The organism is Micromonospora sp. WMMD961, assembly GCF_029626145.1.
In the GTDB taxonomy this organism is placed as follows: Bacteria; Actinomycetota; Actinomycetes; order Mycobacteriales; family Micromonosporaceae; genus Micromonospora.
Genome location: NZ_JARUBJ010000002.1, coordinates 6157708 through 6181283, shown reverse-complemented (window position 1 = coordinate 6181283; position 23576 = coordinate 6157708). Strand labels below are relative to the sequence as shown.

Here is a 23576-nt window from a genome sequence, read left to right as displayed (position 1 = left end):
ACCGCTGCGGAAGGCTGGTCCAAGGTGGCCCTGATGCCGGGTCGGCGCGGTGGTAGAGGCGAGGAGAGACGACATGTGGCGGGGTCTGATCGAGGCGTACCGGGATCGGCTGCCGGTCACCGCGGCCACGCCGGTCGTCACGCTGCACGAGGGGAACACCCCGCTGTTGCCCGCGCCGGTGCTGTCCGCCCGGCTCGGGTGCGACGTGCACCTCAAGGTGGAGGGTGCCAACCCGACCGGCTCGTTCAAGGACCGGGGCATGACCCTCGCGGTGTCCAAGGCGGTCGAGGCCGGCAACAAGGCGATCATCTGCGCCTCCACCGGCAACACCAGCGCATCCGCCGCGGCATACGCGGCGCGAGCCGGGTTGACCTGCGCGGTGCTCGTGCCGCAGGGCAAGATCGCGTTGGGCAAGCTGGCCCAGGCGCTGGTGCACGGCGCGAAACTCCTCCAGGTGAGTGGCAACTTCGACGACTGCCTGTCGCTCGCCGCGAAGCTGGCCCAGGACCACCCGGTCGCACTGGTCAACTCGGTCAACATCGACCGGCTGCACGGCCAGAAGACCGCCGCGTTCGAGATCGTCGAGGCGCTCGGTGACGCCCCTGACATCCACTGCCTGCCGGTCGGCAACGCCGGCAACATCTCCGCCTACTGGATGGGCTACGCCGAAGATCGGGAGGCTGGCACCACCACCCGGACGCCGAAGATGTACGGCTTCCAGGCCGCCGGGGCGGCCCCCATCGTGACCGGCCAGGTGGTGCCGGAGCCGTCGACCATCGCCACGGCGATCCGGATCGGCAACCCGGCGAGCTGGACCAAGGCGTTGGACGCCCGGGACGCCTCCGGTGGGCTGATCGCCGCGGTGACCGACCGGGAGATCCTCTCCGCGTACCGGCTGCTCGCCCGGGAGGTCGGGGTCTTCGTCGAGTTGGGCAGCGCGGCCAGCGTGGCCGGCCTGCTCCAACAGGCCGCGGCGGGCGCGGTGCCGCCCGGTTCGACGGTGGTCTGCACGGTGACCGGCCACGGGTTGAAGGACCCGGAGTGGGCGATCTCCACCGCGCCGGCCCCGTTGACCATCGCGAACGACCCGATGGCGGCGGCCCGCGCTCTCGATCTGGCCTGAGCGCGCCGCTGCCGGGTCGGTGACCGGCGCGGCCGGCCGGTCCTCGGGACGGGCTGGGGGCGGCGGGGGTTCTGGTGATCGTGTCCGGCACACTTTCACGTATCCCCGCCCGCATTCTCGTTCAGGAGTGAACCAGGCCGATGTCGCTGCTCGCCAGATTCAGCCTCGCCAACCGAGGGCTGATCGCCCTCATCGCGGTGGTGACCACGGTGTTCGGAGCGTTCGCCGTGCCGTCGCTGAAGCAGCAACTGCTGCCGTCGCTCGAGTTCCCGGCCGCGTTCATCGTGGCCGCCTACCCCGGTGCCGGTCCCGAGATCGTCGAGTCCCAGGTGACCGAGCCGATCGAGAACGCCCTCCAGGGCATCCCCGGGCTCGACAAGGTCACCTCCACGTCCCGTGAGGGGTCGGCCACCGTCCAGGTGACGTACGAGTTCGGCACCGACCTGGACGACGTGGTCAACAAGATGCAGACCGCGCTGAGCCGGATCGACGCCCAGCTGCCGGAGAGCGTCGACCCGCAGGTCATCGCGGGTAGCACTGACGACCTTCCGGCGGTGGTGCTGGCCGCGGCCGGCACGGCCGACGAGCGGGCGCTCGCCGAGAAGCTACGCGCGACGGTGGTGCCCGAACTGGAGGGCATCGAGGGGGTACGCACCGTCGAGGTGACCGGCACCCGTGACGACGTCGTGGTGGTCACCCCGGACCCGGCGAAGCTGGCGGCGGCGCAGCTCCAGCCGACGGCGATCGGCGCGGCGCTGAAGACGAACGGTGTGGCGGTTCCCGCCGGCGCGGTGACCAGCGGGGCGTTGGCCCTCCCGGTCCAGGTCGGCTCGCCGATCGGCACCATCGAGGACCTGCGGGGCATCGTGGTCGCCCCGGGCGCGGCACCCGTCCGCCTCGGCGACGTGGCGACGGTCGAGCAGCAGCTCGCCCCGGCCACCGCGATCACCCGTACCAACGGCAAGGACAGCCTCGGCGTCGCCGTCACCGCCGCGCCGGACGGCAACGCCGTGCAGATCTCACACGAGATCCGCGACCGGCTCGCCGACCTGAAGGACGCCTCCGGCGCGGACTTGACGGTCGTCTTCGACCAAGCGCCGTTCGTCGAGAAGTCGATCGAGTCGTTGACCACCGAGGGCCTGCTCGGCCTGGTGATGGCGGTCATCGTGATCCTGGTCTTCCTGCTGTCGGTGCGCTCGACGGTGGTCACCGCGGTCTCCATCCCGCTCTCCGTACTCGTGGCACTGATCGCCCTCTGGATCGGTGACTACTCGCTCAACCTGCTCACCCTCGGCGCGCTGACCATCGCGGTGGGCCGGGTGGTGGACGACTCCATCGTGGTGTTGGAGAACATCAAACGACATCTCGAGTACGGCGAGGAGAAGCGGCACGCCATCATCACCGGCGTCCGAGAGGTAGCCGGAGCGGTGACCGCGTCCACCCTCACCACGGTGGCGGTGTTCGCGCCGATCGCGCTGGTCGGCGGGTTCGTGGGTCAGCTCTTCGCGCCGTTCGCGATCACCGTGACGGTGGCCCTGCTCGCGTCACTGCTGGTGTCGCTGACCGTGATCCCGGTGCTCGCGTACTGGTTCCTCAAGCCGCGCGGCGGCACCGCGGACGACGAGGCGGTGCGACGTGTCGCGGAGGAGAAGGAGCTGCGCAGCCCGTTGCAGCGGGCGTACCTACCGGTGATCGGCTTCGCCACCCGCAAGCGGTCGACCCGCTGGATCACCGTCGGGGTCGGTCTGCTGGTGCTCTTCGGCACCTTCGGCCTGGCGCAGAAGCTGGAGACCAACTTCCTGGACGACTCCGGCCAGGACACCCTGAACATGAGCCAGGAGCTGCCGGCCGGCAGTGGGCTGGCGGCCACCGACGCGGCGGCCAAGCAGGTCGAGTCGGTGCTGTCCCGCACCAAGGGCGTCGAGACGTACCAGGTCACCGCCGGCGCCGGGGACAACCCGTGGGCGGGTGGCGGCGGCAACAACGTCGCGAACTGGTCGCTGGCGCTCGACGGTGAGACCGACGCCAAGCAGATGCGCGAGGTGCTGCGCAAGGAGTTCGACAAGCTCGGCACCGGCGTGGGTGAGATCAGCTTCGGCGGTGGGCAGGAGGCGTCGACCAGCCAGCTCGAGGTCATCGTCCAGGCCAGCGACCCGGACGTGCTCACCCGGGCCGCCGAGGAGGCCCGGGCGGCGATGGCCGGTGTCCCGGACGTCGAGGACGTCTCGACCAGCCTGGCCGAGCGGGTGCCGAGGGTCGACGTGACTGTCGACCGGGTCGCCGCCGGACGGGCCGGGCTCACCGAGGCCGCTGTCGGGCAGTTGGTGTCGCAGGCGTTCCGGGGCGCGCCGTTGGGGCAGGTCGCGCTCGACGGCCAGCAGCAGAACGTGGTGCTGCGGCTGGGAACGAAGCCGCCGATGACGGTGGAGGAACTGCGGGCACTGCCGGTGGGTCCGGTCAAGCTGGACGACATCGCGGACGTGACGCAGGGCGAGGGGCCGCAGCAGGTCACCCGGATCGACGGTGAGCGCAGCGTGTCGGTCACCGGCGCGGCCACCGGATCGAACCTGGGCGCGACCAGCAAGGAGTTGCAGAAGCGCCTGGACGGCATCGACGTGCCGGGTGCCAGCTTCACCATCGGTGGCGTCAGCGCGGACCAGGCCGACGCGTTCGGTGACCTGGGCCTGGCGGTGCTGGCCGCCATCGCCATCGTCTTCCTGATCATGGTGGCGACGTTCCGCAGCCTCACCCAGTCGCTGATCCTGCTGATCTCCATTCCGTTCGCGTCGACCGGCGCGATCGGCCTGCTGCTGATCACCGGGACGCCACTCGGCGTACCGGCGTTGATCGGTGTGCTGATGCTGGTCGGCATCGTGGTGACCAACGCGATCGTGCTGCTCGACCTGATCAACCAGTACCGTGCGCAGGGCATGGGTGTCCGGGAGGCGGTGGTCGAGGGCGGCCGACGCCGACTGCGTCCCATCCTGATGACCGCCGTGGCGACCATCTTCGCGCTGTTGCCGATGGCGCTCGGGTTGACCGGTGAGGGCGGCTTCATCTCGCAGCCGCTGGCGGTCGTGGTGATCGGTGGTCTGCTCAGCTCGACGTTGCTCACGCTGATCCTGGTACCGACGCTGTACACCATGGTGGAGCACACCAAGGAGTCGCTGCGGAGCCGGCGTGACCGGCGGCGGCCCGGCAAGTCGGCGGTGGACTCGGCGGAGACCGACGAGGCTGCTGCCCCGAACCAGGTCGCGGTGCCGAGTGGCGCGTCGACCCCGGCCACGACCGAGGGTACGAAGCCGGCTCCGCGTCCCGCCCCGTCGGCCGCGTTGGTGGAGGGCACGGACCAGTTCGAGGTGCTGCGGCTGCCTCGTAGTCGTACCTCGCCGCTGCCTCCGTCGGAGCCCACGGAGTAGGTCCGGCCGCATCTCGAAACGCCCCCGACAGGGTCTGTCGGGGGCGTTTCGGGTTCCTCCGGCCACGACACTCCGATCCGACGGCCCTGCGCCACAGTGGACGCCGACGGTGCTCGACACCCTGGCCCAGCACCAGGTGCCGGCCACCTTCTTCCTGGTCGGCGAGCGGATCCGGCGACACGCCGACCTCATCCGTGATCGGCTCGCCGGGCACGAGGTGGGCAATCACAGCTGGCAACACCGGGACCTGGCCGAACTGGACGCCGCTGAGGCGTACGACGATCTGCGCCGCAGTCACGACGCCATCGCCGAGGTGACCGGTGTGCCACCCCGCCTGTTCCGCCCGCCGTACGGCCATCTGGCCGGGGCGGTGCTGCACGTGGCTGCCCGGCTGGACTATCGACTGGTGCTCTCGACGCTGCAGAAGGTGGAACGTGAGTTCCCTCACGATCCCACCGGCCACGCCCGACGCATCGTGGCCGATGTCCGACCGGGAACGATTGTGCTCGGTCACGATGTCGGCGCGCTCCGGCGTCTGGTCGCGCTGCACGGCCCGACCGACATGATCAACGGACTGCGGGCCCGCGGCTACACCTTCGTCACCGTCTCCGCGCTGCTGGGAGCAGGTGTAGCCCCGACCCCGGCCGGGTAGGGTGCCGCTCCGTGGCGTCCACCCTCTCTGTTCTGACCGGCAATCGGAGCTTCCGCAATCTCTTCCTCGCCGAGTTGGTGGTCTTCGGTGCCGACTGGTTCGTCATGGTGCCGCTGCTGGTTCTGCTGCCGCACCTGACCGGCAGCGGAGTCTGGGGCGCACTGGTGTTGGCGGTGGACACCGGCATCGTGGCGCTGTTGCTGCCGTACACCGGCACGATCGCCGACCGCTTCGACCGACGCAAGATCATGATCGCCGCGAACGTGGCCGCGCTCGCCGGCGTACTGCTGCTGCTCGGAGTCCGGGGCGCGGGAACCGCCTGGTTGGCGCTGGTCGCGATCGGCGTTGTCGCGGTAGCCAAGGCGTTCTACTCGCCGGCCGCCCAGGCCGCGCTGCCCAACGTGCTGGAGCCGCACGAGTTGGCCGCCGGCAACGCCGTGGCCGGCTCCGCCTGGGGCACCATGACCGTGGTCGGTGCCTCGCTCGGCGGCGTGCTCAGCACCGTCGCCGGCCCGTACGCCTGCTTCTGGGTGGCGGCGGTGGGCCTGGTGCTGGCCGCGGGCCTAGCCACCCGGATCCGCCGGCCTCTCCAGGCACCCCGGGACGCGAACCGTCCGGTCCAGCGGACCTGGGCGGCAGTCCGCGAGGCGCTCGGCTACATCGGGCACCGGCCTCGGGTGCTCGCGCTGGTCACGGTGAAGTCGGCGGTCGGCCTGGGCAACGGCGTGCTGACCGTGTTTCCGTTGCTGGCCGGCGTGTACGGCGTCGGCCCGCTCGGCGCCGGTCTGCTCTTCGCCGTACGCGGAGCCGGGGCGTTGGTGGGCCCGATCCTGATGCGTCGGGTGCTGACCAACCGAGCCTGGCTCCTGCCCGGGCTCGCGCTGTCCATGGCGTTCTACGGGCTGTCCTACCTGGGCACATCGGTCGTCCGGTGGTTCCCGCTGGTGCTGCTGCTGGTCTTTGTGGCGCACTTCGCGGGCGGCAGCAACTGGGTGATATCCAACTTCGCCCTCCAGGGTGAGGTCCCGGACCACCTGCGTGGGCGCGTCTTCGCCACCGACATGATGCTCGCGACGCTGGCGATCTCGGTGAGCCAACTGGTGGTGGCCCTGGTGGTCGACGTGGTCGACGAACGGGTCGTGCTCGCCGGCTGCGGGCTGATCACCCTCGTCTACGCCGTCGGCTGGCGGATCGCCACCCGTCGACTCTCGCTCACCGACCCGGCCGCCGACCCGGTCGCGGGCGCCGCCGGCTGAACCGGGCGGTCCCAGGCTGCGGACGCGGGACCGGATCGTCGGTGCCGGGCCCTAGCATGAGCGCGTGCCGACGAACTTCACCGCCGGGCCGGTTCGGGTCCGGGTCCCCGCGACCAGCGCCAACCTGGGCCCCGGCTTCGACGCGTTGGGTCTCGCCCTCGGGCTCCACGACGACCTCGCCGCCGAGGTCGCGCCGGGTGGGGTCCGGGTGACGGTGACCGGGCAGGGTGCCGGCGAGCTGCCCGACGACGACCGGCACCTGGTGGTGCGGGCCATGCGTGCCGCCTTCGACGTCCTCGGCGCCCAGCCCGAGGGGTTGAGCGTGGAGTGTGTCAACCGGATCCCCCAGGCACGAGGGCTCGGCTCCTCGTCCGCCGCGATCGTCGCCGGGGTGTTACTGGCCCGCGCCCTGGTCACCGGCGGGGAGAGCCGGCTGGACGAGGCCGGTGTGCTCCGGCTGGCCGCCGAGATCGAGGGCCATCCCGACAACGTCGCGCCCTGCCTCCTCGGGGGCTTCACCGTGGCTTGGTCCGAGTCGACAGGTGCCCGGGCGGTGTCCCTGCCGGTCGCCGACGGGGTTCGGCCGGTCGTCTTCGTGCCGGCGGAGCGCGGATTTACCGCCAGCGCACGGGCCGCCCTGCCGGTTTCCGTTCCGCACGGCGACGCCGCGTTGACCGCCGGACGGGCCGCGTTGCTGGTGCACGCTCTCACCGCCGACCCGACGCTGCTGGTGCCGGCCACCGTCGACCGGCTCCACCAGGATTACCGCGCGGCCGGGATGCCGGCTACGTCTTCCCTGGTCAGCGCGTTGCGAGCGGCCGGTGTGGCAGCTGTGGTCAGTGGGGCCGGTCCGACTGTGCTGGCGCTCAGCGAGCCTCCAGCGAGCTTTCCGGTGGGAACAGACTGGCAGATCTGGCAGTTACCGATAGACGTCAGCGGCGCGCGGGTTGCCCGGGGTAGACTGGGACACGCCGAGCGGGACCCTGTTGCCGCAGGTCGGAAGAGTTGATTACGCTCTAGACCTAGCACAGCCGCGAAGCACGCGATCTCCTGCGGGGCGGCGCACCCCCGAAGCTCTCGGCGGTCAGCCCGTCAACCCCTGCCAAGGCCCACGCCGCGCCGCAGTTTCCACAGGTCGCCGCAGACGGCGAGACCTGCTCACCGACGTTGGTGAGTCGGGAAACCACCGGCTGCTGTGTCACAGACTCCCGCGACGCGTCCTTGCGAGGCGGGTGCACCGAGGCCGCCCGGCCACCTGAGTTCCGACTCCGGGCAGTCCCGGCCTTATCGAGGGAAGGAATCCATTGAGCGACACCACCGACGTGACGTCGGATGTTTCCAACGTCGCTGGCGATGCCACCGCCGCCGCTCCCGCCCGTCGTCGGCGTAGCGGCACCGGTCTGTCGGCGATGCTGCTGCCAGAGCTGCAGAGCCTGGCTGCGTCGCTCGGCATCTCCGGCACGGCTCGCATGCGCAAGGGCGAGCTGATCGCCGCGATCTCCGAGCGGCAGGGCGGCAACGCCGCCGGGACCCCTCGACCACGGGCCGAGGTCGCGGCCGCGGCCGCTCCCACCCGTGAGGGTGTGCGCGCCGACGTGCGGGAGACCGCCGACCGGCCGGCAGCCGAAGGGCGCGGTGCCGAGCAGGCGTCGGCCGAGCCGGCCACCGAGACCGAGGGCCGTGGTCGCACCCGGCGGAGCCGGACCGCAACGGCGGAGGCCCGTGCCACCGAGGCGCGCCCCGCCGAGGCGCGTGCGAGTGAGACGCGTGCGGCCGAGACGCGCACCGATGAGGCGGAAGCCGGCGAGCGGGCCGACCGTGGCGAGAACCGCCGCGAGCGGGCCGAGCGTCCGGAGCGTGCCGAGCGGGGCGAGCGTGCCGAGCGGGGCGAGCGTGCCGACCGCGGTGAGCGGTCCGAGCGTGGCGATCGGGGCGAGCGCAACGACCGGTCCGAGCGTGGCGATCGGGGCGAGCGCAACGACCGGTCCGAGCGCAACGACCGGTCCGAGCGCACCGACCGGGGTGAGCGGGCCGAGCGCAACGACCGACCCGACCGCAACGACCGCAACGACCGCAACGACCGCAACGACCGGGGTCAGCGTGCCGAGCGGGACAGCGACGACGACGACGGCGAGGGCGGTGGTCGGCGCGGCCGGCGCAGCCGTTTCCGGGACCGTCGCCGTGGGCGCGGCGAGCGCACCGAGACCGGTGGCGACACCGGTGGGCGCGAGCCGCAGGTCAGCGAGGACGACGTGCTCGTCCCGGTGGCCGGCATCATCGACGTGCTCGACAACTACGCCTTCGTGCGGACGACCGGCTACCTGGCCGGCCCGAACGACGTGTACGTCTCGATGTCCCAGATCAAGAAGTACGGTCTGCGCCGCGGTGACGCGATCACCGGTGCGGTGCGGGCGGCCCGCGAGGGTGGAAACAGCGGCGACCAGCGGCGGGACAAGTACAACCCGCTGATGCGCCTGGACACGATCAACGGGATGGAGCCGGAGGAGGCCCGGCGTCGACCGGAGTTCTACAAGCTCACTCCGCTCTACCCGCAGGAGCGCCTGCGCCTGGAGACCGAGCCGCACATCCTGACCACCCGGGTCATCGACCTGGTCATGCCGATCGGCAAGGGCCAGCGGGCACTCATCCAGTCGCCGCCCAAGGCGGGTAAGACGATGGTGCTGCAGGCGATCGCCAACGCGATCACCCGCAACAACCCGGAGTGCCACCTGATGGTGGTGCTGGTGGACGAGCGGCCCGAAGAGGTCACCGACATGCAGCGGTCGATCAAGGGCGAGGTCATCGCGGCCACGTTCGACCGTCCGCCGCAGGACCACACCACGGTGGCCGAGCTGGCCATCGAGCGGGCCAAGCGCCTGGTCGAGCTTGGACACGACGTGGTCGTGCTGCTCGACTCGGTGACCCGGCTCGGTCGGTCGTACAACCTGGCTGCTCCGGCCAGTGGCCGGATCATGTCGGGTGGTATCGACTCCACCGCGCTCTACCCGCCGAAGCGCTTCCTCGGCGCGGCCCGCAACATCGAGAACGGCGGGTCGTTGACCATCATCGCCACGGCGCTGGTGGAGACCGGTTCCATGGCGGACACGGTCATCTTCGAGGAGTTCAAGGGCACCGGTAACGCGGAGCTGAAGCTGGACCGGAAGATCGCCGACAAGCGCACCTTCCCGGCCATCGACATCAACCCGTCCGGTACGCGTAAGGAAGAGGTCCTGCTCGCGCCCGAAGAGCTGGCCATCATCCACAAGCTCCGGAAGGTGCTGCACTCGCTGGACTCGCAGGCGGCCATGGACCTGCTGCTGGACCGGCTCAAGCAGTCCCGCACCAATATCGAGTTCCTGATGCAGATCGCGAAGTCGACGCCGGGGGAGTAGACCTCTCCGGTTGACCGACGACGAAGGGGCACGGCCGTCACGGCCGTGCCCCTTCGTCATGGGACTCGTCGATCAGGCCCGGGCCTGGCCCCACCAAGCCTCGCGGCTCGGGTGGGAGGGTGGTTCGGTCGGGGGCGGCGGGGCCGCGGTGGAGCAGCGGCGGGTGCGAGGGCGACCTGGTTGTCCGGCACGAGCCCGTGCTGAGGCCGTCTCAGAAGTCGCCGTCGGCAACCTGGAAGACGGTGAGGCCGAGGGCCCGCCACATCTGGACCACCTGGACGCGGTCGTCGAAGACGCCGGCCACCCGGTAACGGTCGCGGATCTCCCGGTCGTAGATCTCCCGCTTGACGATCGAGTCCTTGCGAGTGTCGCCAACGGCCCGCATGTGCAGGCCGAGGTACGGGACCCGGACGTGTCTGGCCAGCCACGCCTCGGTGGCCGAGCGGGCGGAGTCGTCCCTCCCCGAGCAGAAGACCACCCCGTACCCGGCGGCGTGCATCGCCCGGACCGCCGCGATCACCGCCGTGTTCGGCTGGTCCTCGCCGACCCGGGTCATGTCGTACGGGCTGCGGGACACGGCCAGCGCGACGGTGCCGTCGATGTCCACCAGGACGATCTCCGGTGGTTCGGTCGACGGCGGGTGTGCGACGGCGGGGCGTCCGGTGCGGGCCTGCGGCACCGGCAACGGCAGCGCCCGCCCCTCCAGGTAGCGCTCGTGCAGCCGGCGGATCGCCTCCGCGCCGACCTGGTCGACTGCCGGCCGGGCGGCGTCCCGGCGTAGGCACTCGGCCAGCGGCACGTCGGTGAAGTCGTGCACCTCGAAATCCGCGCCGCAGCGGGCGGCCAGATCGGCCCAGCCCCGCAGTGTCCGCGCGCGCAGGTTGGTGTCGTCCACGCAGACGTCCGCCCGGGCCCGCAGCAGCGCCTCGACCTGGGCCCGCTGTACGACGGTCACCTGGGCCTCGGCCCACTGGGTGAAGAGCCGCTCCCCGTGCAGCATCCGCCGCAGGTCGTCACGGTTGACCCGGAGCACGGACGGCTGGAGCGTGCGGGCGAACGTCGTCTTACCCGAGGCGGGCAGTCCCCGGGTGGCGATCAGGCGGGTCATCGGCACGCCTTCCGCTCAGCGGGCGTACCCCGTTCGGGGTACCCGGTGGTGGTCCGCCGGGTGGGCGAATGCCCCGTCGGGCGGCGGGAATGCGGATGGGGAGGCACGTGTTGACGATGCCGGACGAGGTGTGCGGCCCGACTACCGGGTCGGCTCAGGCCCATGGCACACTGGTCAATCGGCCACCGGTTCCGGTTCACGCCCGAGCCCGTCGCGTACGGCGCGACGAGCGATGACGGCGACCCGGCGACCACCAACGAGAGGACCGAGGCGAGATGAAGGCAAACACCCACCCGGAGTACGCGACCACCGAGGTCAGCTGCTCCTGTGGCAACACGTTCACGACCCGCAGCACCGCCAAGGGCGGGGCGATCCACGTCGAGACCTGCAGCGCCTGCCACCCGTTCTACACCGGTAAGCAGCGCGTTCTCGACACCGCCGGCCGGGTCGCGAAGTTCCAGCAGAAGTACGCCAAGGTTCAGGCCAAGAAGGCCAAGTAGCTCCTCGTTCGGCGCCCGTGTCCGGCTTTCCGCCGGACACGGGCGCCGTCCGTGTTTCACCCAGTTTCCGCCCGGCCGCCGGCCAGTCCGGCCCGCCGCGCACCGTCGAAGGAGCACCGCAGCATGAGCAGCGAGCGTCTGGCCGGCCTCCTCGACGAGTACGCGGAGCTGGAGAAGCGGCTGGCCGATCCGGCCATCCACGCCGACCAGGCCACGGCCCGCAGGGTCGGCCGCCGGTACGCCGAGCTGGTGCCGCTGCACAAGGCGGCAGGCGAGTTGGAACAGGCCCGCGCCGACCTCGTCGCGGCTCGCGAGCTGGCCGCTGAGGACGCCTCCTTCGCGGGTGAGGCGGAGTCCATCGCCGCGTCCCTGCCGGTGCTGGAGGAACGCCTCGCCGAGCTGCTCATTCCGCGTGACCCGCACGACGCCAAGGACGTGATCGTCGAGATCAAGGCCGGCGAGGGCGGTGAGGAGTCGGCGCTGTTCGCCGGTGACCTGCTCCGGATGTACACCCGCTACGCCGAGCGGCACGGCTGGGTCACCGAGGTGATCGACGCACAGGATTCCGACCTCGGCGGGGTCAAGGACGTCTCGCTGGCGATCAAGACCAAGGGTGTGCCGGACGGCGGCAACGGCGTCTGGTCGCGACTCAAGTGGGAAGGCGGCGTGCACCGGGTGCAACGCGTCCCGGTGACCGAGTCGCAGGGGCGGATCCACACCAGTGCCGCCGGGGTGCTGGTGCTGCCCGAGGCCGAGGACGTCGACGTCACGATCGACCAGAACGACCTGCGCATCGACGTGTTCCGCTCGTCCGGCCCGGGCGGCCAGTCGGTGAACACCACCGACTCGGCGGTGCGGATCACCCACCTGCCGACCGGCATCGTCGTCTCCTGCCAGAACGAGAAGTCCCAGTTGCAGAACCGGGAGCAGGCGATGCGGATCCTGCGGGCCCGACTTCTCGCCAACGCGCAGGAGCAGGCCGACGCCGCCGCCTCGGACGCCCGGAAGGCGCAGGTGCGTACGGTGGACCGCTCGGAGCGGATCCGCACCTACAACTTCCCGCAGAACCGGATCACCGACCACCGGATCGGCTACACGGCGTACAACCTCGATCTGGCGCTCGCCGGCGAACTGGACGGGGTGCTGGACGCCCTCACCGAGGCCGACCGCGCCGCCCGGCTCGCCGGCGACACCGAGCTGACCCGCCGGTGAGCTGAGGCGGCGTGCCCAAGTCGATCATGGAGCCGTGGTGGGCGAATTGTCACGCTGCAGGGCTTTCGTGAGGCACCACAACTCCTTGATCGACGCGGTGAGACGGGTGATCAGCTCGCGCGGGGGCGGGACTTGGCCCGGAGCATCTCCCGGTCGGCCAGCTCGAAGGCGAGGCTCAGCGCGTCGCGCAACCCGCTGCCGCCGGAGACCTCCGCGAAGCCGATGCTCACCCCGACCGGCGTCCCCGGCACCAGCGACTCCCAGTCCTCCAGTCGGACCGCAGCCTCGATCCGGCGGGCCACCTCGGCGGCCTCGGCCATGTTGGTGTCCGGCAGCACCACCACGAACTCGTCACCGCCGTAGCGGGCCACGAAGTCGCCGCGGCGCATCACCCGGTTGATGACGCCGGCGATGCGTTGGAGCACCAGGTCACCCGAGTGGTGCCCGTGCCGGGTGTTGACCGCCTTGAAGCCGTCCAGGTCGCAGACGCCGATGACCACCCGCTCGCCCCGGGTGACCACGGCGGTGATGTACCGCTCCAGCCGACGCCGGTTGGGCAGCCCGGTCAGCGGGTCGGTCAACGCCTCGCCCTCGAAACGGGCCGCCTCGCGGCGCATCTCCTCGTGGTCGATACGGGCCGCGATGCCGTCGATGTAGACGTCACGCAGCCGGTCGTTGCGCTGGGCGGCGAGCCGGAACGCCAGACGGTCGGCCCGGTGTGCCGCCGGGTGGTCACCGGCGCGGGTCAGCGCGATGCTGCGCAGCCGGGCCGGCTCGGCCGCCCCGAGCGTCTCGTTGGACACCTGGACGGTGTCCAGCCGGGTGACGGCCTCGATCGGCCGCCCGTCGGCCACGGCGAGGCACACCTGGCCGAGCTGACGCATGTCGCGGGCGCGGGCGCTGTCCCCACCGTGGCTGATCAACCGGGCCGGCTCGGCGTCCCCGCTGGTCTCCACATGGTCGCCGAGGGCTGCCTGTCGAGCCGCCGCGTAGCCGTACGCGGCGAGGCTGCTCGGGCGGAGGTGGCCGGCGCGCCCGGTGCGGAGGAAGCGGGCCAGGTCGGAGGCCACGTCCCGGAGCACCCGCAGGCAACCGTCGCTGTCGCCGTTGTGGTCCAGTGCCACCGCGTTGCGTAACCGGATGCCCGGCGCGGCGAACGTCTCCTCCGGGATCCCCGCGGTCATCCCGAGCTGTCGGGCCCGCTCGATGGCGCCCAGGGCGTATCCGTGGAAGCTGAGGTAGCTGTAGGCCATCGCCAGGTCGTGCCAGCCCCACGCGGTGTCCCGGTCCGGGTCCTCCACCGCGCCGAGGGCGCGGGCGGCTCTGACGAGGTGCATGACGCAGCGGTCCAGTGCGCCCTGGTGGTGGGCGGCGAGAGCGGCCAGCGCGTTGAGGTGCCCGTGCAGGTATGGCTCGGCAAGGTCGCGGACCGCCGCGGAGGCCTCCTCGATGGCCCGGGTGAACTCCGCGGTCCGACCGAGATTGATCAGCGCGGAGAGGCGCTGCACCATCGCGTCCGCCCGCGCTGCCGGGTCGTTGGTGGTGCGGATCACACGCTCCAGCAGGACGTACGCCTCGGCAGAACGGCTGGCCTCCTGCAATGCCCGGGCGCGCGTGAGCGCATCAACCTGGTCATCGACCCGGTCGAGCCAGCCCACCCGCCAACCTCCTGCCGTGCGCCCTCGGCGCACCCGTTCGTCACGTCGCCCGCGACGCTTCATGATTATGTCGTGAGTACTTTGCCGCAACACCCCCCCGAAGGGACAGGTCCCGTCCGGCCGTCCGCCGCGGTGGCCCGAGCGGCCCGGGTGCTCGCCGCCGCCGGGGTCGGCTCGGCCCGGGTGGAGGCCGAGTTGCTGGCCGCGTACGTGCTCGGGCTGCCCCGGGGTCGGCTGGCGCTCGCCGATGATCTCGGCGACGACCAGGTGGCGCGGCTCGACGAGTTGACGCGTCGTCGCGCCGGGCGGGAGCCGTTGCAGCATCTGATCGGTCGGGCCGGTTTCCGGCACCTTGAGCTGTTGGTCGGCCCGGGTGTCTTCGTGCCCCGGCCGGAGACCGAGCTGCTGGCCGGGTGGGGTGTCGAGCAGGCTCGGGGGCGGCCCGAGCCGGTGGTGGTCGACCTGTGCAGTGGCTCGGGCGCCATCGCGCTGGCGGTGGCTCAGGAGTTGCCGGCGGCGCGGGTGATCGCTGTGGAACGGTCCCCGGCGGCGTTGGCCTGGTTGCGGCGCAACGCGGCGGAGCGGGCCCGGGCGGGGGACCGGCCGATCGAGGTGGTCGAGGCCGACGTGACCGCGCCGGATCTGCTCGCGGAGCTGGTGGGCCGGGTGGACGTGCTGCTCTGCAACCCGCCGTACGTACCGGACGACGTGGTGGTCCCGCCGGAAGTGGCCGGGCACGATCCGGCGGAGGCGGTCTTCGGGGGCACCGACGGTCTGGCGGTGATCCGGCCGGTCGTCACGCGAGCGGCGGCGCTGCTGCGCCCCGGTGGCGCGTTCGGGGTCGAGCACGACGACACGCACGGTTCGGCGGTGCCCGGGCTGCTCGCCGAGGACGGTTGGTTCAGCGCTGTCGCTGAGCACCGGGACCTCGCCGGGCGCCCTCGCTTCGCCACCGCGTCCCGACGGGCGGACGGCCAGGGCGCCCCGGTCGGGCCGGCGTGGCAGACTGACTCCTCGTGATGCTCTACGACTGTCGGTCGCCCGCCGACCGGGACCGCGGCATCGCTGCGGCGATCGAGGCGGTCAAGAACGGCGAGCTGGTCGTCCTCCCGACGGACACCGTCTACGGGATCGGCGCGGACGCGTTCACTCCGTACGCGGTGAAGGCGCTGCTGGATGCCAAGGGCCGGGGTCGGCAGATGCCGCCTCCGGTGCTGATCGGCTCGCGGCACACCCTGGACGGGTTGGTCTTCTCGCTGCCCACGGCCGCTCGTGACCTCGTGGAGGCGTTCTGGCCGGGTGCTCTGACGATCGTGATCGAGCACTCGCCGAGCCTGCAGTGGGACCTGGGCGACAAGACGGGCACGGTGGCGGTGCGGATGCCGTTGCACCCGGTGGCGCTGGAGGTGCTGCGGGAGACCGGTCCGATGGCGGTGTCATCGGCCAACAAGACCGGGCAGCCCGCCGCGGTGACCGCCGAGGAGGCGCGTGACCAGCTCAGCTACTCGGTGCGGGCCTACCTGGAAGCCGGGCCCTGCCCGGACCCGGTCCCCAGCACGATCGTGGATCTGACCGGTGAGGTGCCGCAGTTGCTGCGGGCGGGGGCGATCCCGTTGGAGAAGCTGCGGGACGTCGTGCCGGATCTCGTCGACGGTCGGGCGGTCTGAGTGCCCCCGTTCACGGTTCTGCACGTCTGCATGGGCAATATCTGCCGTTCGCCGATGGCGGAGCGGTTGCTCGCTCTGGCGGTGCGGGAGCGTTTGACGCGGCGTGCGGAGGATCCGGCCCGGGCCGAGGAGTTGGTGCACAGCCACAGCGCGGGAACGGGCGGTTGGCACGCGGGCGAGGAGATGAACCCGCCGGCGGCGCGGCAGGTGACCGGCCGTGGTGGTGACGTCGAAGGGTTCGCGGCCCGCAAGTTGCGCTCGGACCACATCGACGCCGCCGACCTGGTGCTGACCGCGACGGCCGACCAGCAGGAGTACGTGGTGGCGCTGCGGCCGGACGCGGCGGCCCGCACGTTCGTGCTGGGTGAGTTCGGCCGGCTGCTGGCCGCGGTGGACGCCACCGCGTTGCCGTCGGGCGAGGCGACCCCGGAGGCGGTGTACGCCCGGGGTGTGGCGTTGGTAACGGCGGCTCACGACGCCCGGTTGGGGGCGTCGGCGTTGCCCACCGATGATCTCGACGACCCGTGGGGTCGCGGCGACCAGTGCTTCAGCCGGGTCGCCGACGAGATCGAGGAGACGGTCCACCCGCTGGCCGGCGCGCTGCTGCCCTGAGTGCGGTGCGAGTTTCCTCCGGGTTTGGGGAAAACCAGGGGCTAAACGGGCATTCCGGGTCATTCTGAACGGGTCCTAGCGTGACCGGCTCCTGCGGGGAGAGCTGATGATCCGGGCCCATCTCGACAAACTGCTGACCGTGGTGATCGCCGGAGTGCTGGCCGGGGTGGTGCTGGCCGCAGCCGCCCTGCCGGCGGCGCTGGTCTTCGGGATCGGCTTCAGTAACCTGTCCACGCCGTACTCGGAGCTGCCGAACACGCTCCGCACGCCGCCGACCGCCCAGCGCTCCAACCTCTACGCCAACGACGGCACCACGCTGATCACCTCCTTCTACCAGGAGGACCGGGTGGACGTGCCGCTGCACGAGGTGGCCCCGGTGATGCGCCAGGCGATCGTGGCCGCCGAGGACGTCCGGTTCTACCAGCACAGTGGCGTCGACCTGCGGGGCGTGGTGCGCGCGTTCACCGTCAACAAGCGCGACGGTCAGACCCGGCAGGGCGCGAGCACGCTCACCATGCAGTACGTCCGCAACGTGCTCAGCAGTGACCCGCGGCTGACCGAGGCGCAGCGGGTGGCCGCCACCGAGGTCACCACAGTGCGCAAACTCCAGGAGATGCGGTACGCGCTCGCGCTGGAACGGGAACTCGACAAGGAGGAGATCCTCACCCGCTACCTCAACATCGCGTACTTCGGCGCCGGCGCGTACGGCATCGCGGCGGCCAGCAAGCGCTACTTCTCCCGGTCTCCGGCCGACCTGACCCTGGCCCAGGCGGCGCTGCTGGCCGGCCTGGTCCGCTCGCCGGACAGCGACGACCCGATCAACGGCGACGCCGACAGCGCCTTGGAGCGGCGGGCGTACGTGTTGGAACGGCTGGTGGAGACGGGACAGGTGCCGGCGGACGCGGCGGCGGCGGCTCGGGCCGAACCGTTGCAGCTACAGCCCAGCGAGACCCCGAACGACTGCACCGGGGTGCCCGAGGCGCACAACGACTGGGGCTTCTTCTGCGACTGGTTCACCCGCTGGTGGAGCAGCCAGTCGGCGTTCGGGGCGAGCGCCGACGAGCGGCAGCGCACCCTGCGCCGGGGCGGGTTCTCCATCGTGTCGTCGCTGGACCCGGGGGTGCAGCGGGCCACCACCGAGCAGGTGCTGAAGATCTATCGACCGACGGATGCGGAGGCGGTGCCGACCGCGGTGGTGCAGCCGGGCACCGGGCGGGTGCTGGCGATGTCGGTGAACCGCGCCTACAGCGTGCAGGACAACCCGGTCGGGCAGAAGAACCGCCCGAACACCGTCAACCAGTTGGTCGCCGGCGGTGGGGCGATCGACGGGTACCAGGGTGGCTCGACGTTCAAGCTCTTCACCATGCTGGCCGCGTTGGAGTCCGGCCTGCCGCTGTCGACCGAGTTCGTGGCGCCCACCCAACTGCTCACCCGCTTCCCGGTCACCGGGCAGGCGAGTTGCGACGGTCGCTGGTGCCCGGCGAACGCGAGCCCGTCGTCGATGGACGGCCCCCGCACCATGTGGAGCGCGTTCGGCCGCTCGGTGAACACGTACTTCGCCTGGCTCACCGAGAAGGTCGGCGCCGACCGGGTGGTGGAGATGGCCGAGCGGCTCGGCATCGTGCTGCGGGCCGACTCCGACGCCAACCTGGCCCGGTACGGCGCGAAGGACTGGGGTCCGTTCACCCTGGGCGTGGCCGCCACCACCCCGCTGGATCTGGCGACCGCGTACGCCACGGTGGCGGCCGAGGGCACCTGGTGCGCCCCGCTGCCGGTGGTCTCGATCACCGACTCGGCCGGCCGTCCGGTCGACGCCGCCAAGCCGGACTGCCGACAGGTGCTCGACGCCGACGTGGCGCGGGCGGCCACCGACGCCTCGCGCTGCCCGGTCGGCGACCAGTCGATGTACGGGCGCTGCGACGGCGCCACCGCCCCCACCCTGCGCGCGAAGGTCGGTCGTCCGGTGGCGGGTAAGACCGGAAGTTCGGAACGGTACGAGACGGAGACGGTGGTGGCGTTCACGCCGCAGTTGGCGGTCGCCTCCATGGCGGCGAACCCGGACGACCCCCGGGACGCGGTCGGTCAGGCGGTGCAGGCCCGGATGGTGGACGCGGTCGGCGAGGTGCTCGTCGTCGGTCTGCGCGACCAGCCGGTACGCGACTTCGTCCCGCCCAGCGAGCGAACCGCCTTCCAGGTCACCGGGGCACGGACCGGCAACTGAGCCGGCCGGGTCAGCGGGTTTGTTCGGCGTTGCGGGCGATGTTGCGGGCCATCCCGCCGAAGACCACCGCGTGGAACGGGGCCACCGACCCCCAGTAGGCGTGTCCGGCGAGGCCGCGCGGCAGGAAGACGGCGCGCTGCTGGTAGCGGCTGCGGCCGTCGTCGGTCGGCAGCACCCGCATCTCCAGCCAGGCCCGGCCGGGCAGCCGCATCTCGGCGCGCAGTCGCAGCAACTCGCCCGGGACGATCTCCTCGACCCGCCAGAAGTCCAACGCCTCGCCGACCTGGAGGCGGTGCGGGTCCCGTCGGCCGCGACGCAGCCCGACCCCGCCGACCAGCCGGTCCAGCCAACCGCGGAGGGACCAGGCGAGGGGGAACGAGTACCAGCCGTGTTCGCCGCCGACGCCCTCGACGACCCGCCAGAGCGCCGCCGGTGAGGCGTCCACCGCCCGCTCCCGCATGTCCGTGTAGGCGGTGCCGCCGGACCAGTCCGGGTCGCTGGGCAGAGGCTCGGCGGGTGCGTCCGGGCCGCTCGCTGTAGACCAGCGGGTCTCCACCTGGGCGTCGCGTACCTTGGCCAGCGCCAGGGCCACCGCGTCGTCGAATCCGGTCAACCCGCCGGGCGGGTCCGGCACGTACCGGGCGATGTCGTGTTCGTGGGCGACCGCCTCGTGGATGAGGCTCTCCACCAGCGGGCGGGCGATCTTGTTCGGCACCGGGGTGATCAGGCCGACCCAGTGCGAGGAGAGCGACGGGGTGAGCGGTCGGACCGGCACGATGATCCGTCGCCGTAGCCCGGCCACCCGGGCGTAGCGCTGCATCATGTCGAGGAAGGTGAGCACGTCCGGGCCGCCGATGTCGAAGCCGCGGTTGACCTCTGGCGGCAGCGCCGCGCAGCCGGCCAGGTAGCGCAGCACGTCGCGCACCGCGATCGGTTGGATCCGGTTGCGCACCCAGCGCGGGGTGATCATGGCGGGCAGCCGCTCGGTCAGGTAGCGCAGCATCTCGAACGACGCCGAGCCGGACCCGATGATCACCGCGGCGCGGAGCACCGCCGTGGGGACCCCGCTGTCCAGCAGGATCCGGCCTACCTCGGCCCGGGACCGCAGGTGCGGTGAGGGGACCTCGGCGTCGGACGCCGGCTCCGGGCCGCCCAGGTAGACGATTCGCCGTACGCCGGCCGCCCGGGCCGCCGCCGCGAAGTTGGTCGCGGCCGTCCGGTCCGCGGCCTCGAAGTCGGACCGGCCCAGCGAGTGCACCAGGAAGTACGCGACATCCACGTCGGCGAACGCGGCGGCGAGCGTGTCCGGTCGGCTCAGGTCTCCCTCGACGATCTCGGCCGCCGAGGCCCAGGGCACGTCGCGCAGCCGCACCGCCTTGCGGGCGAGGCAGCGCACGGTGTGCCCGTCGGCGAGCAACAGCGGCGTCAGCCGCCCGCCGATGTAGCCGGTCGCTCCGGTGACGAGGCATCTCACGGGTCCCAGTGTGCGGCCCCCTAGACTCGTTCGCTGTGGAGACCGAGACGAGCACCTTCTGGGGGCCGGATTTCGCGCAGCTCAGGGCCACCGACCCGGAGATCGCCGGGGTGGTCCTCGGCGAGCTGGACCGGTTGCGGGGCGGCCTGCAGCTCATCGCCAGCGAGAACCTGACCTCGCCGGCGGTGCTGGCGGCGCTCGGCTCGACCCTGACCAACAAGTACGCCGAGGGCTACCCGGGCCGGCGCTACTACGGCGGCTGCGCCGAGGTGGACCGGGCCGAGGAGATCGGCATCGCCCGGGCCAAGGAGCTCTTCGGGGCCGAGCACGCCAACCTCCAGCCGCACTCCGGGGCGAGCGCCAACCTGGCCGCGTACGCCGCGCTGGTGCAGCCGGGGGACACGGTGCTGGCGATGGACCTGCCGCACGGCGGGCACCTCACCCACGGCAGTCGGGTGAACTTCTCCGGCAAGTGGTTCCACCCGGTCGGCTACCCGGTCCGGCCGGACACCGAGCTGATCGACTACGACGAGGTCCGGGACCTGGCGCGGGCACACCGACCCAAGTTGATCATCTGTGGTGCCACCGCGTACCCCCGGCTGATCGACTTCGCCCGGTTCCGGGAGATCGCCGACGAGGTCGGCGCGTACCTGATGGTGGATGCCGCACACTTCATCGGTCTGGTCGCCGGCCGGGCGATCCCGTCCCCGGTGCCGTATGCCGACGTCGTCTGCGCCACCACCCACAAGGTGCTGCGTGGCCCACGTGGCGGCATGATCCTGTGCCGTGAGTCGCTGGCCCAGCGGATCGACAAGGCGGTCTTCCCGTTCACCCAGGGCGGCCCGTTGATGCACGCGGTCGCGGCGAAGGCGGTCGCGCTCCGCGAGGCCGCCCAGCCGGAGTTCCAGACGTACGCCAGCCAGGTCGTCCGCAACGCCCAGGCGCTCGCCGCCGGGCTCGCCGACGAGGGGATGCGCCCGGTGTCCGGTGGCACCGACACCCATCTCGCGCTGATCGACCTGCGGGAGCTGGGGGTGACCGGCACCGAGGCCGAGCGGCGCTGCGATGCCGCGTCGATAACCCTGAACAAGAACGCCATCCCGTACGACCCGCAGCCACCGATGGTGGCCTCCGGCATCCGGGTGGGCACGCCGAGCGTCACCACCCAGGGGATGCGCGAGGGGGAGCTGCGGCAGGTGGCCACGATGATCGCCCGAGCGGTGCGCACCGATCCCGGGGCGCCGGGCGGCTCCGACCAGTTGACCCGGCTGGGTGCCGAGGTGGCCGAGCTGGTCGCGGCGTTTCCGGCGTACCCCCGTGGCTGAGCCCGGGGTGGTCGAGCCGGACAGCGACCGGCGGTGGCGGCTGCGGCACCTGCCGGTGTTGCTGACCGTGTCGGCGGCGCTCGCCGTGGTCGCGGCGCTCGCCGGCGCGGTGACCGGCGGTGCGACGGCGGCGATCGGCGCGGCGGCCGGGGTGGGCGTCACGGTGCTCAGCTACACGCTGACCACCGTGGTGCTGGCCCGGGCCGACCAGGTCAACCCGCAGCTGCTGCTGCCGCTCGGCGTGGGGCTGTACGTGCTGAAGTTCAGCCTTCTGGGTGCGGTGCTGGTGGTGGTGGCGTCCACCGGCTGGGCGGGGTTGATCCCGCTCTGCCTCGGCATCGTCGCCGGGGTGGCAGTGTGGACGGCGGTGCACATCTGGTGGCTGACCACGGTGCACGCTCGCCGGGCGCACCGCTGACCCGGCGGGTCGTCCCACCTTTCGGACGCGCGGCAATGTGTCGGCCTCCGGTCATTTTCCGACGGGCGGAAGGGGAGTAGCGTGCCCACAGACGACGGCGCCCACGAGAAGCCCACACAACGACGGTTGTGCGGGGGGTGAGGCACAGCCTCGTCTTCCCGGCTGATATCGTTCGCCCCGTCATGGCTGGTGACCAAACCCCCCGTCCCGCCGGTGATCCGGACGATTATCCGTCCGGTGCCGGTCAGGGTTGGACCGCGCTCAGCTACCTCCTCGGAGGCATGCTCGTGTGGGGTTTCATCGGCTGGCTGGTTGACCAGTGGCTCGACACCGGCGGCGTCGCCACCGGGATCGGCGTCGTGCTCGGTATGGCCGGGGGAATCATCCTGGTCGTCCGCCGACTCGGCACGCCTACTTAGGAAGGGACGCGGTGTTCGGACAGGCGAACGTTCTGGCAGCGGGCCAGGCGGGATTCCCCCCCACGGTGGACGATTTCTACCTGCCCGCCATCGTGCCCTGGGGTGCGGAGAACTCCTACTGGTTCACCAAGATCACGGCGATGGTCTGGATCGCGGTCGGCGTTCTGATCATCTTCTTCCTGGCGAGCTACCGGAACCCGCAGCTGGTGCCGACGAAGAGGCAGTGGTACGCCGAGTCGATCTACGGCTTCGTGCGCAACAACATCGCCGTCGACATGATCGGCCACGCGGGTGTGCGCTTCGCCCCCTACTTCACGACGCTGTTCTGCTTCGTGCTGCTGACGAACTTCTTCGCGATCGTGCCGTTCTTCCAGATCTCACCGAACTCGCACATCGCCTTCCCGGCGTTCCTGGCGATCATCAGCTACGTGCTGTTCAACTACGTCGGCATCAAGAAGCACGGCTTCGTCAAGTACTTCAAGAACTCGCTGGTTCCGCCGGCACCGTGGTACATCCTGCCGCTGCTGATCCCGATCGAGCTCTTCTCGACCTTCATCGTCCGGCCGTTCTCGCTCGCGGTTCGTCTCTTCGCGAACATGTTCGCCGGTCACATGCTCCTGCTGGTCTTCACGCTCGGTGGCTTCGCGATTCTGAGCAGCAACGCCTGGCTGGCCCCGATCTCGGTGCTCTCCTGGGTGATGACCATCGCGCTCACCTTCCTGGAGTTCCTGGTCATCTGCCTGCAGGCATACGTCTTCACCGTCCTCACCGCCAGCTACGTACAGGGCGCGCTCGCCGACGAGCACTGATCCACCCGTACCACCCGTTGTCGTCCCGCGTGAGAGTCACGCGTGATAACCAGGAGGAACCACACCAATGGACGCTAGCGTTCTCGCCGAGGTCACCGGTAGCACCGCTGCCATCGGCTACGGTCTCGCCGCCATCGGCCCGGGCATCGGCGTTGGCCTGGTCTTCGCTGCCTACATCCAGTCGACCGCCCGTCAGCCGGAGTCGTCCCGGATGACCCTGCCGTACGTCTGGATCGGCTTCGCCGTCATCGAGGCGCTGGCGCTGCTGGGCATCGCCTTCGGCTTCATCTGGGCCGGTAACTGAATCCGCC

Annotated in this window: 20 protein-coding genes; 17 read left to right on the top strand and 3 right to left on the bottom strand. The window is 71.4% G+C overall.

Annotated elements, in window-relative coordinates:
- Window positions 1-73 precede the first annotated feature (73 nt).
- From thrC to rho, 6 genes are all read left to right on the top strand, one after another.
- Window positions 74-1123: a threonine synthase gene (thrC, locus tag O7614_RS28150; RefSeq protein WP_278141426.1), complete on the top strand. Its 1050-nt coding sequence runs from the start codon at window positions 74-76 to the stop codon at window positions 1121-1123.
- Between the two features lie 140 nt (window positions 1124-1263).
- Window positions 1264-4542, top strand: a complete 3279-nt coding sequence (locus tag O7614_RS28145) for an efflux RND transporter permease subunit (RefSeq protein WP_278141425.1) — start codon at window positions 1264-1266, stop codon at window positions 4540-4542.
- A 10-nt stretch (window positions 4543-4552) separates the two neighbouring features.
- On the top strand, window positions 4553-5194 hold the full coding sequence (locus O7614_RS28140; RefSeq protein ID WP_278142407.1) for a polysaccharide deacetylase family protein: 642 nt from the start codon (window positions 4553-4555) through the stop codon (window positions 5192-5194).
- Between the two features lie 11 nt (window positions 5195-5205).
- Window positions 5206-6450, top strand: coding sequence for an MFS transporter (locus tag O7614_RS28135; RefSeq protein WP_278141424.1), 1245 nt, complete (start codon window positions 5206-5208; stop codon window positions 6448-6450).
- 64 nt (window positions 6451-6514) lie between these two features.
- Window positions 6515-7459 (top strand): homoserine kinase, encoded by a 945-nt coding sequence (thrB, locus tag O7614_RS28130; protein WP_278141423.1) that lies wholly within the window; start codon window positions 6515-6517, stop codon window positions 7457-7459.
- 295 nt (window positions 7460-7754) lie between these two features.
- Window positions 7755-9842, top strand: a complete 2088-nt coding sequence (rho, locus tag O7614_RS28125; RefSeq protein ID WP_278141422.1) for a transcription termination factor Rho — start codon at window positions 7755-7757, stop codon at window positions 9840-9842.
- Between the two features lie 211 nt (window positions 9843-10053).
- Here rho and O7614_RS28120 read toward each other — a convergent pair whose 3' ends face one another.
- On the bottom strand, window positions 10054-10950 hold the full coding sequence (locus O7614_RS28120; RefSeq protein ID WP_278141421.1) for an AAA family ATPase: 897 nt from the start codon (window positions 10948-10950) through the stop codon (window positions 10054-10056).
- Between the two features lie 275 nt (window positions 10951-11225).
- On the opposite strand from O7614_RS28120, the gene rpmE reads away from it, so the two are divergent.
- Window positions 11226-11450: a 50S ribosomal protein L31 gene (gene rpmE, locus O7614_RS28115; RefSeq protein ID WP_278141420.1), complete on the top strand. Its 225-nt coding sequence runs from the start codon at window positions 11226-11228 to the stop codon at window positions 11448-11450.
- A 123-nt stretch (window positions 11451-11573) separates the two neighbouring features.
- The gene (gene prfA, locus O7614_RS28110) at window positions 11574-12662 is read left to right on the top strand and encodes a peptide chain release factor 1 (RefSeq protein ID WP_278141419.1); all 1089 of its coding nucleotides are present in this window, start codon (window positions 11574-11576) and stop codon (window positions 12660-12662) included.
- A 110-nt stretch (window positions 12663-12772) separates the two neighbouring features.
- Here the strand turns inward: prfA and O7614_RS28105 are convergent, their stop codons facing one another.
- The gene (locus tag O7614_RS28105; RefSeq protein ID WP_278141418.1) at window positions 12773-14320 is read right to left on the bottom strand and encodes a GGDEF domain-containing protein; all 1548 of its coding nucleotides are present in this window, start codon (window positions 14318-14320) and stop codon (window positions 12773-12775) included.
- A gap of 72 nt (window positions 14321-14392) precedes the next feature.
- Between O7614_RS28105 and prmC the strand changes: the two genes are divergently transcribed.
- From prmC to O7614_RS28085, 4 genes are all read left to right on the top strand, one after another.
- Window positions 14393-15340, top strand: a complete 948-nt coding sequence (prmC, locus tag O7614_RS28100; protein ID WP_278141417.1) for a peptide chain release factor N(5)-glutamine methyltransferase — start codon at window positions 14393-14395, stop codon at window positions 15338-15340.
- Window positions 15340-15987, top strand: coding sequence for an L-threonylcarbamoyladenylate synthase (locus tag O7614_RS28095; protein WP_278142406.1), 648 nt, complete (start codon window positions 15340-15342; stop codon window positions 15985-15987). The genes prmC and O7614_RS28095 overlap by 1 nt, the downstream gene beginning before the upstream one ends.
- Window positions 15988-16599, top strand: coding sequence for a phosphotyrosine protein phosphatase (locus O7614_RS28090; protein WP_278141416.1), 612 nt, complete (start codon window positions 15988-15990; stop codon window positions 16597-16599).
- A 106-nt stretch (window positions 16600-16705) separates the two neighbouring features.
- Complete coding sequence (locus tag O7614_RS28085; protein WP_278141415.1) at window positions 16706-18820, top strand: transglycosylase domain-containing protein; 2115 nt, start codon at window positions 16706-16708, stop codon at window positions 18818-18820.
- A gap of 10 nt (window positions 18821-18830) precedes the next feature.
- Here O7614_RS28085 and O7614_RS28080 read toward each other — a convergent pair whose 3' ends face one another.
- Window positions 18831-20294 (bottom strand): SDR family oxidoreductase, encoded by a 1464-nt coding sequence (locus O7614_RS28080; protein ID WP_278141414.1) that lies wholly within the window; start codon window positions 20292-20294, stop codon window positions 18831-18833.
- A 35-nt stretch (window positions 20295-20329) separates the two neighbouring features.
- Here O7614_RS28080 and glyA point away from each other — a divergent pair, with 35 nt between their 5' ends.
- The 5 genes from glyA (at window position 20330) to O7614_RS28055 (ending at window position 23569) form a co-directional block, all read left to right on the top strand.
- Window positions 20330-21619 carry a serine hydroxymethyltransferase gene (gene glyA, locus O7614_RS28075; protein ID WP_278141413.1) on the top strand — a complete coding sequence of 430 codons (1290 nt, stop codon included), beginning with the start codon at window positions 20330-20332 and terminating at the stop codon, window positions 21617-21619.
- Window positions 21612-22037 carry an ATP synthase subunit I gene (locus O7614_RS28070; protein WP_278141412.1) on the top strand — a complete coding sequence of 142 codons (426 nt, stop codon included), beginning with the start codon at window positions 21612-21614 and terminating at the stop codon, window positions 22035-22037. The genes glyA and O7614_RS28070 overlap by 8 nt, the downstream gene beginning before the upstream one ends.
- 182 nt (window positions 22038-22219) lie before the next feature.
- Window positions 22220-22456, top strand: a complete 237-nt coding sequence (locus O7614_RS28065; RefSeq protein WP_278141411.1) for an AtpZ/AtpI family protein — start codon at window positions 22220-22222, stop codon at window positions 22454-22456.
- Window positions 22457-22467: 11 nt separating this feature from the next.
- Window positions 22468-23265 (top strand): F0F1 ATP synthase subunit A, encoded by a 798-nt coding sequence (gene atpB / locus O7614_RS28060; protein WP_278141410.1) that lies wholly within the window; start codon window positions 22468-22470, stop codon window positions 23263-23265.
- Between the two features lie 67 nt (window positions 23266-23332).
- Window positions 23333-23569 carry a F0F1 ATP synthase subunit C gene (locus O7614_RS28055; protein ID WP_278141409.1) on the top strand — a complete coding sequence of 79 codons (237 nt, stop codon included), beginning with the start codon at window positions 23333-23335 and terminating at the stop codon, window positions 23567-23569.
- Window positions 23570-23576 lie beyond the last annotated feature (7 nt).

Bases quoted from the DNA above. Each gene is read 5' to 3' on its own strand.
- thrC (WP_278141426.1), top strand. From the start codon at position 74: ATGTGGCGGGGTCTGATCGAGGCGTACCGGGATCGGCTGCCGGTCACC.
- O7614_RS28145 (WP_278141425.1), top strand. From the start codon at position 1,264: ATGTCGCTGCTCGCCAGATTCAGCCTCGCCAACCGAGGGCTGATCGCC.
- O7614_RS28120 (WP_278141421.1), bottom strand. From the start codon at position 10,950: ATGACCCGCCTGATCGCCACCCGGGGACTGCCCGCCTCGGGTAAGACG.
- rpmE (WP_278141420.1), top strand. From the start codon at position 11,226: ATGAAGGCAAACACCCACCCGGAGTACGCGACCACCGAGGTCAGCTGC.
- prfA (WP_278141419.1), top strand. From the start codon at position 11,574: ATGAGCAGCGAGCGTCTGGCCGGCCTCCTCGACGAGTACGCGGAGCTG.
- O7614_RS28095 (WP_278142406.1), top strand. From the start codon at position 15,340: ATGCTCTACGACTGTCGGTCGCCCGCCGACCGGGACCGCGGCATCGCT.
- O7614_RS28085 (WP_278141415.1), top strand. From the start codon at position 16,706: ATGATCCGGGCCCATCTCGACAAACTGCTGACCGTGGTGATCGCCGGA.
- O7614_RS28065 (WP_278141411.1), top strand. From the start codon at position 22,220: ATGGCTGGTGACCAAACCCCCCGTCCCGCCGGTGATCCGGACGATTAT.
- O7614_RS28055 (WP_278141409.1), top strand. From the start codon at position 23,333: ATGGACGCTAGCGTTCTCGCCGAGGTCACCGGTAGCACCGCTGCCATC.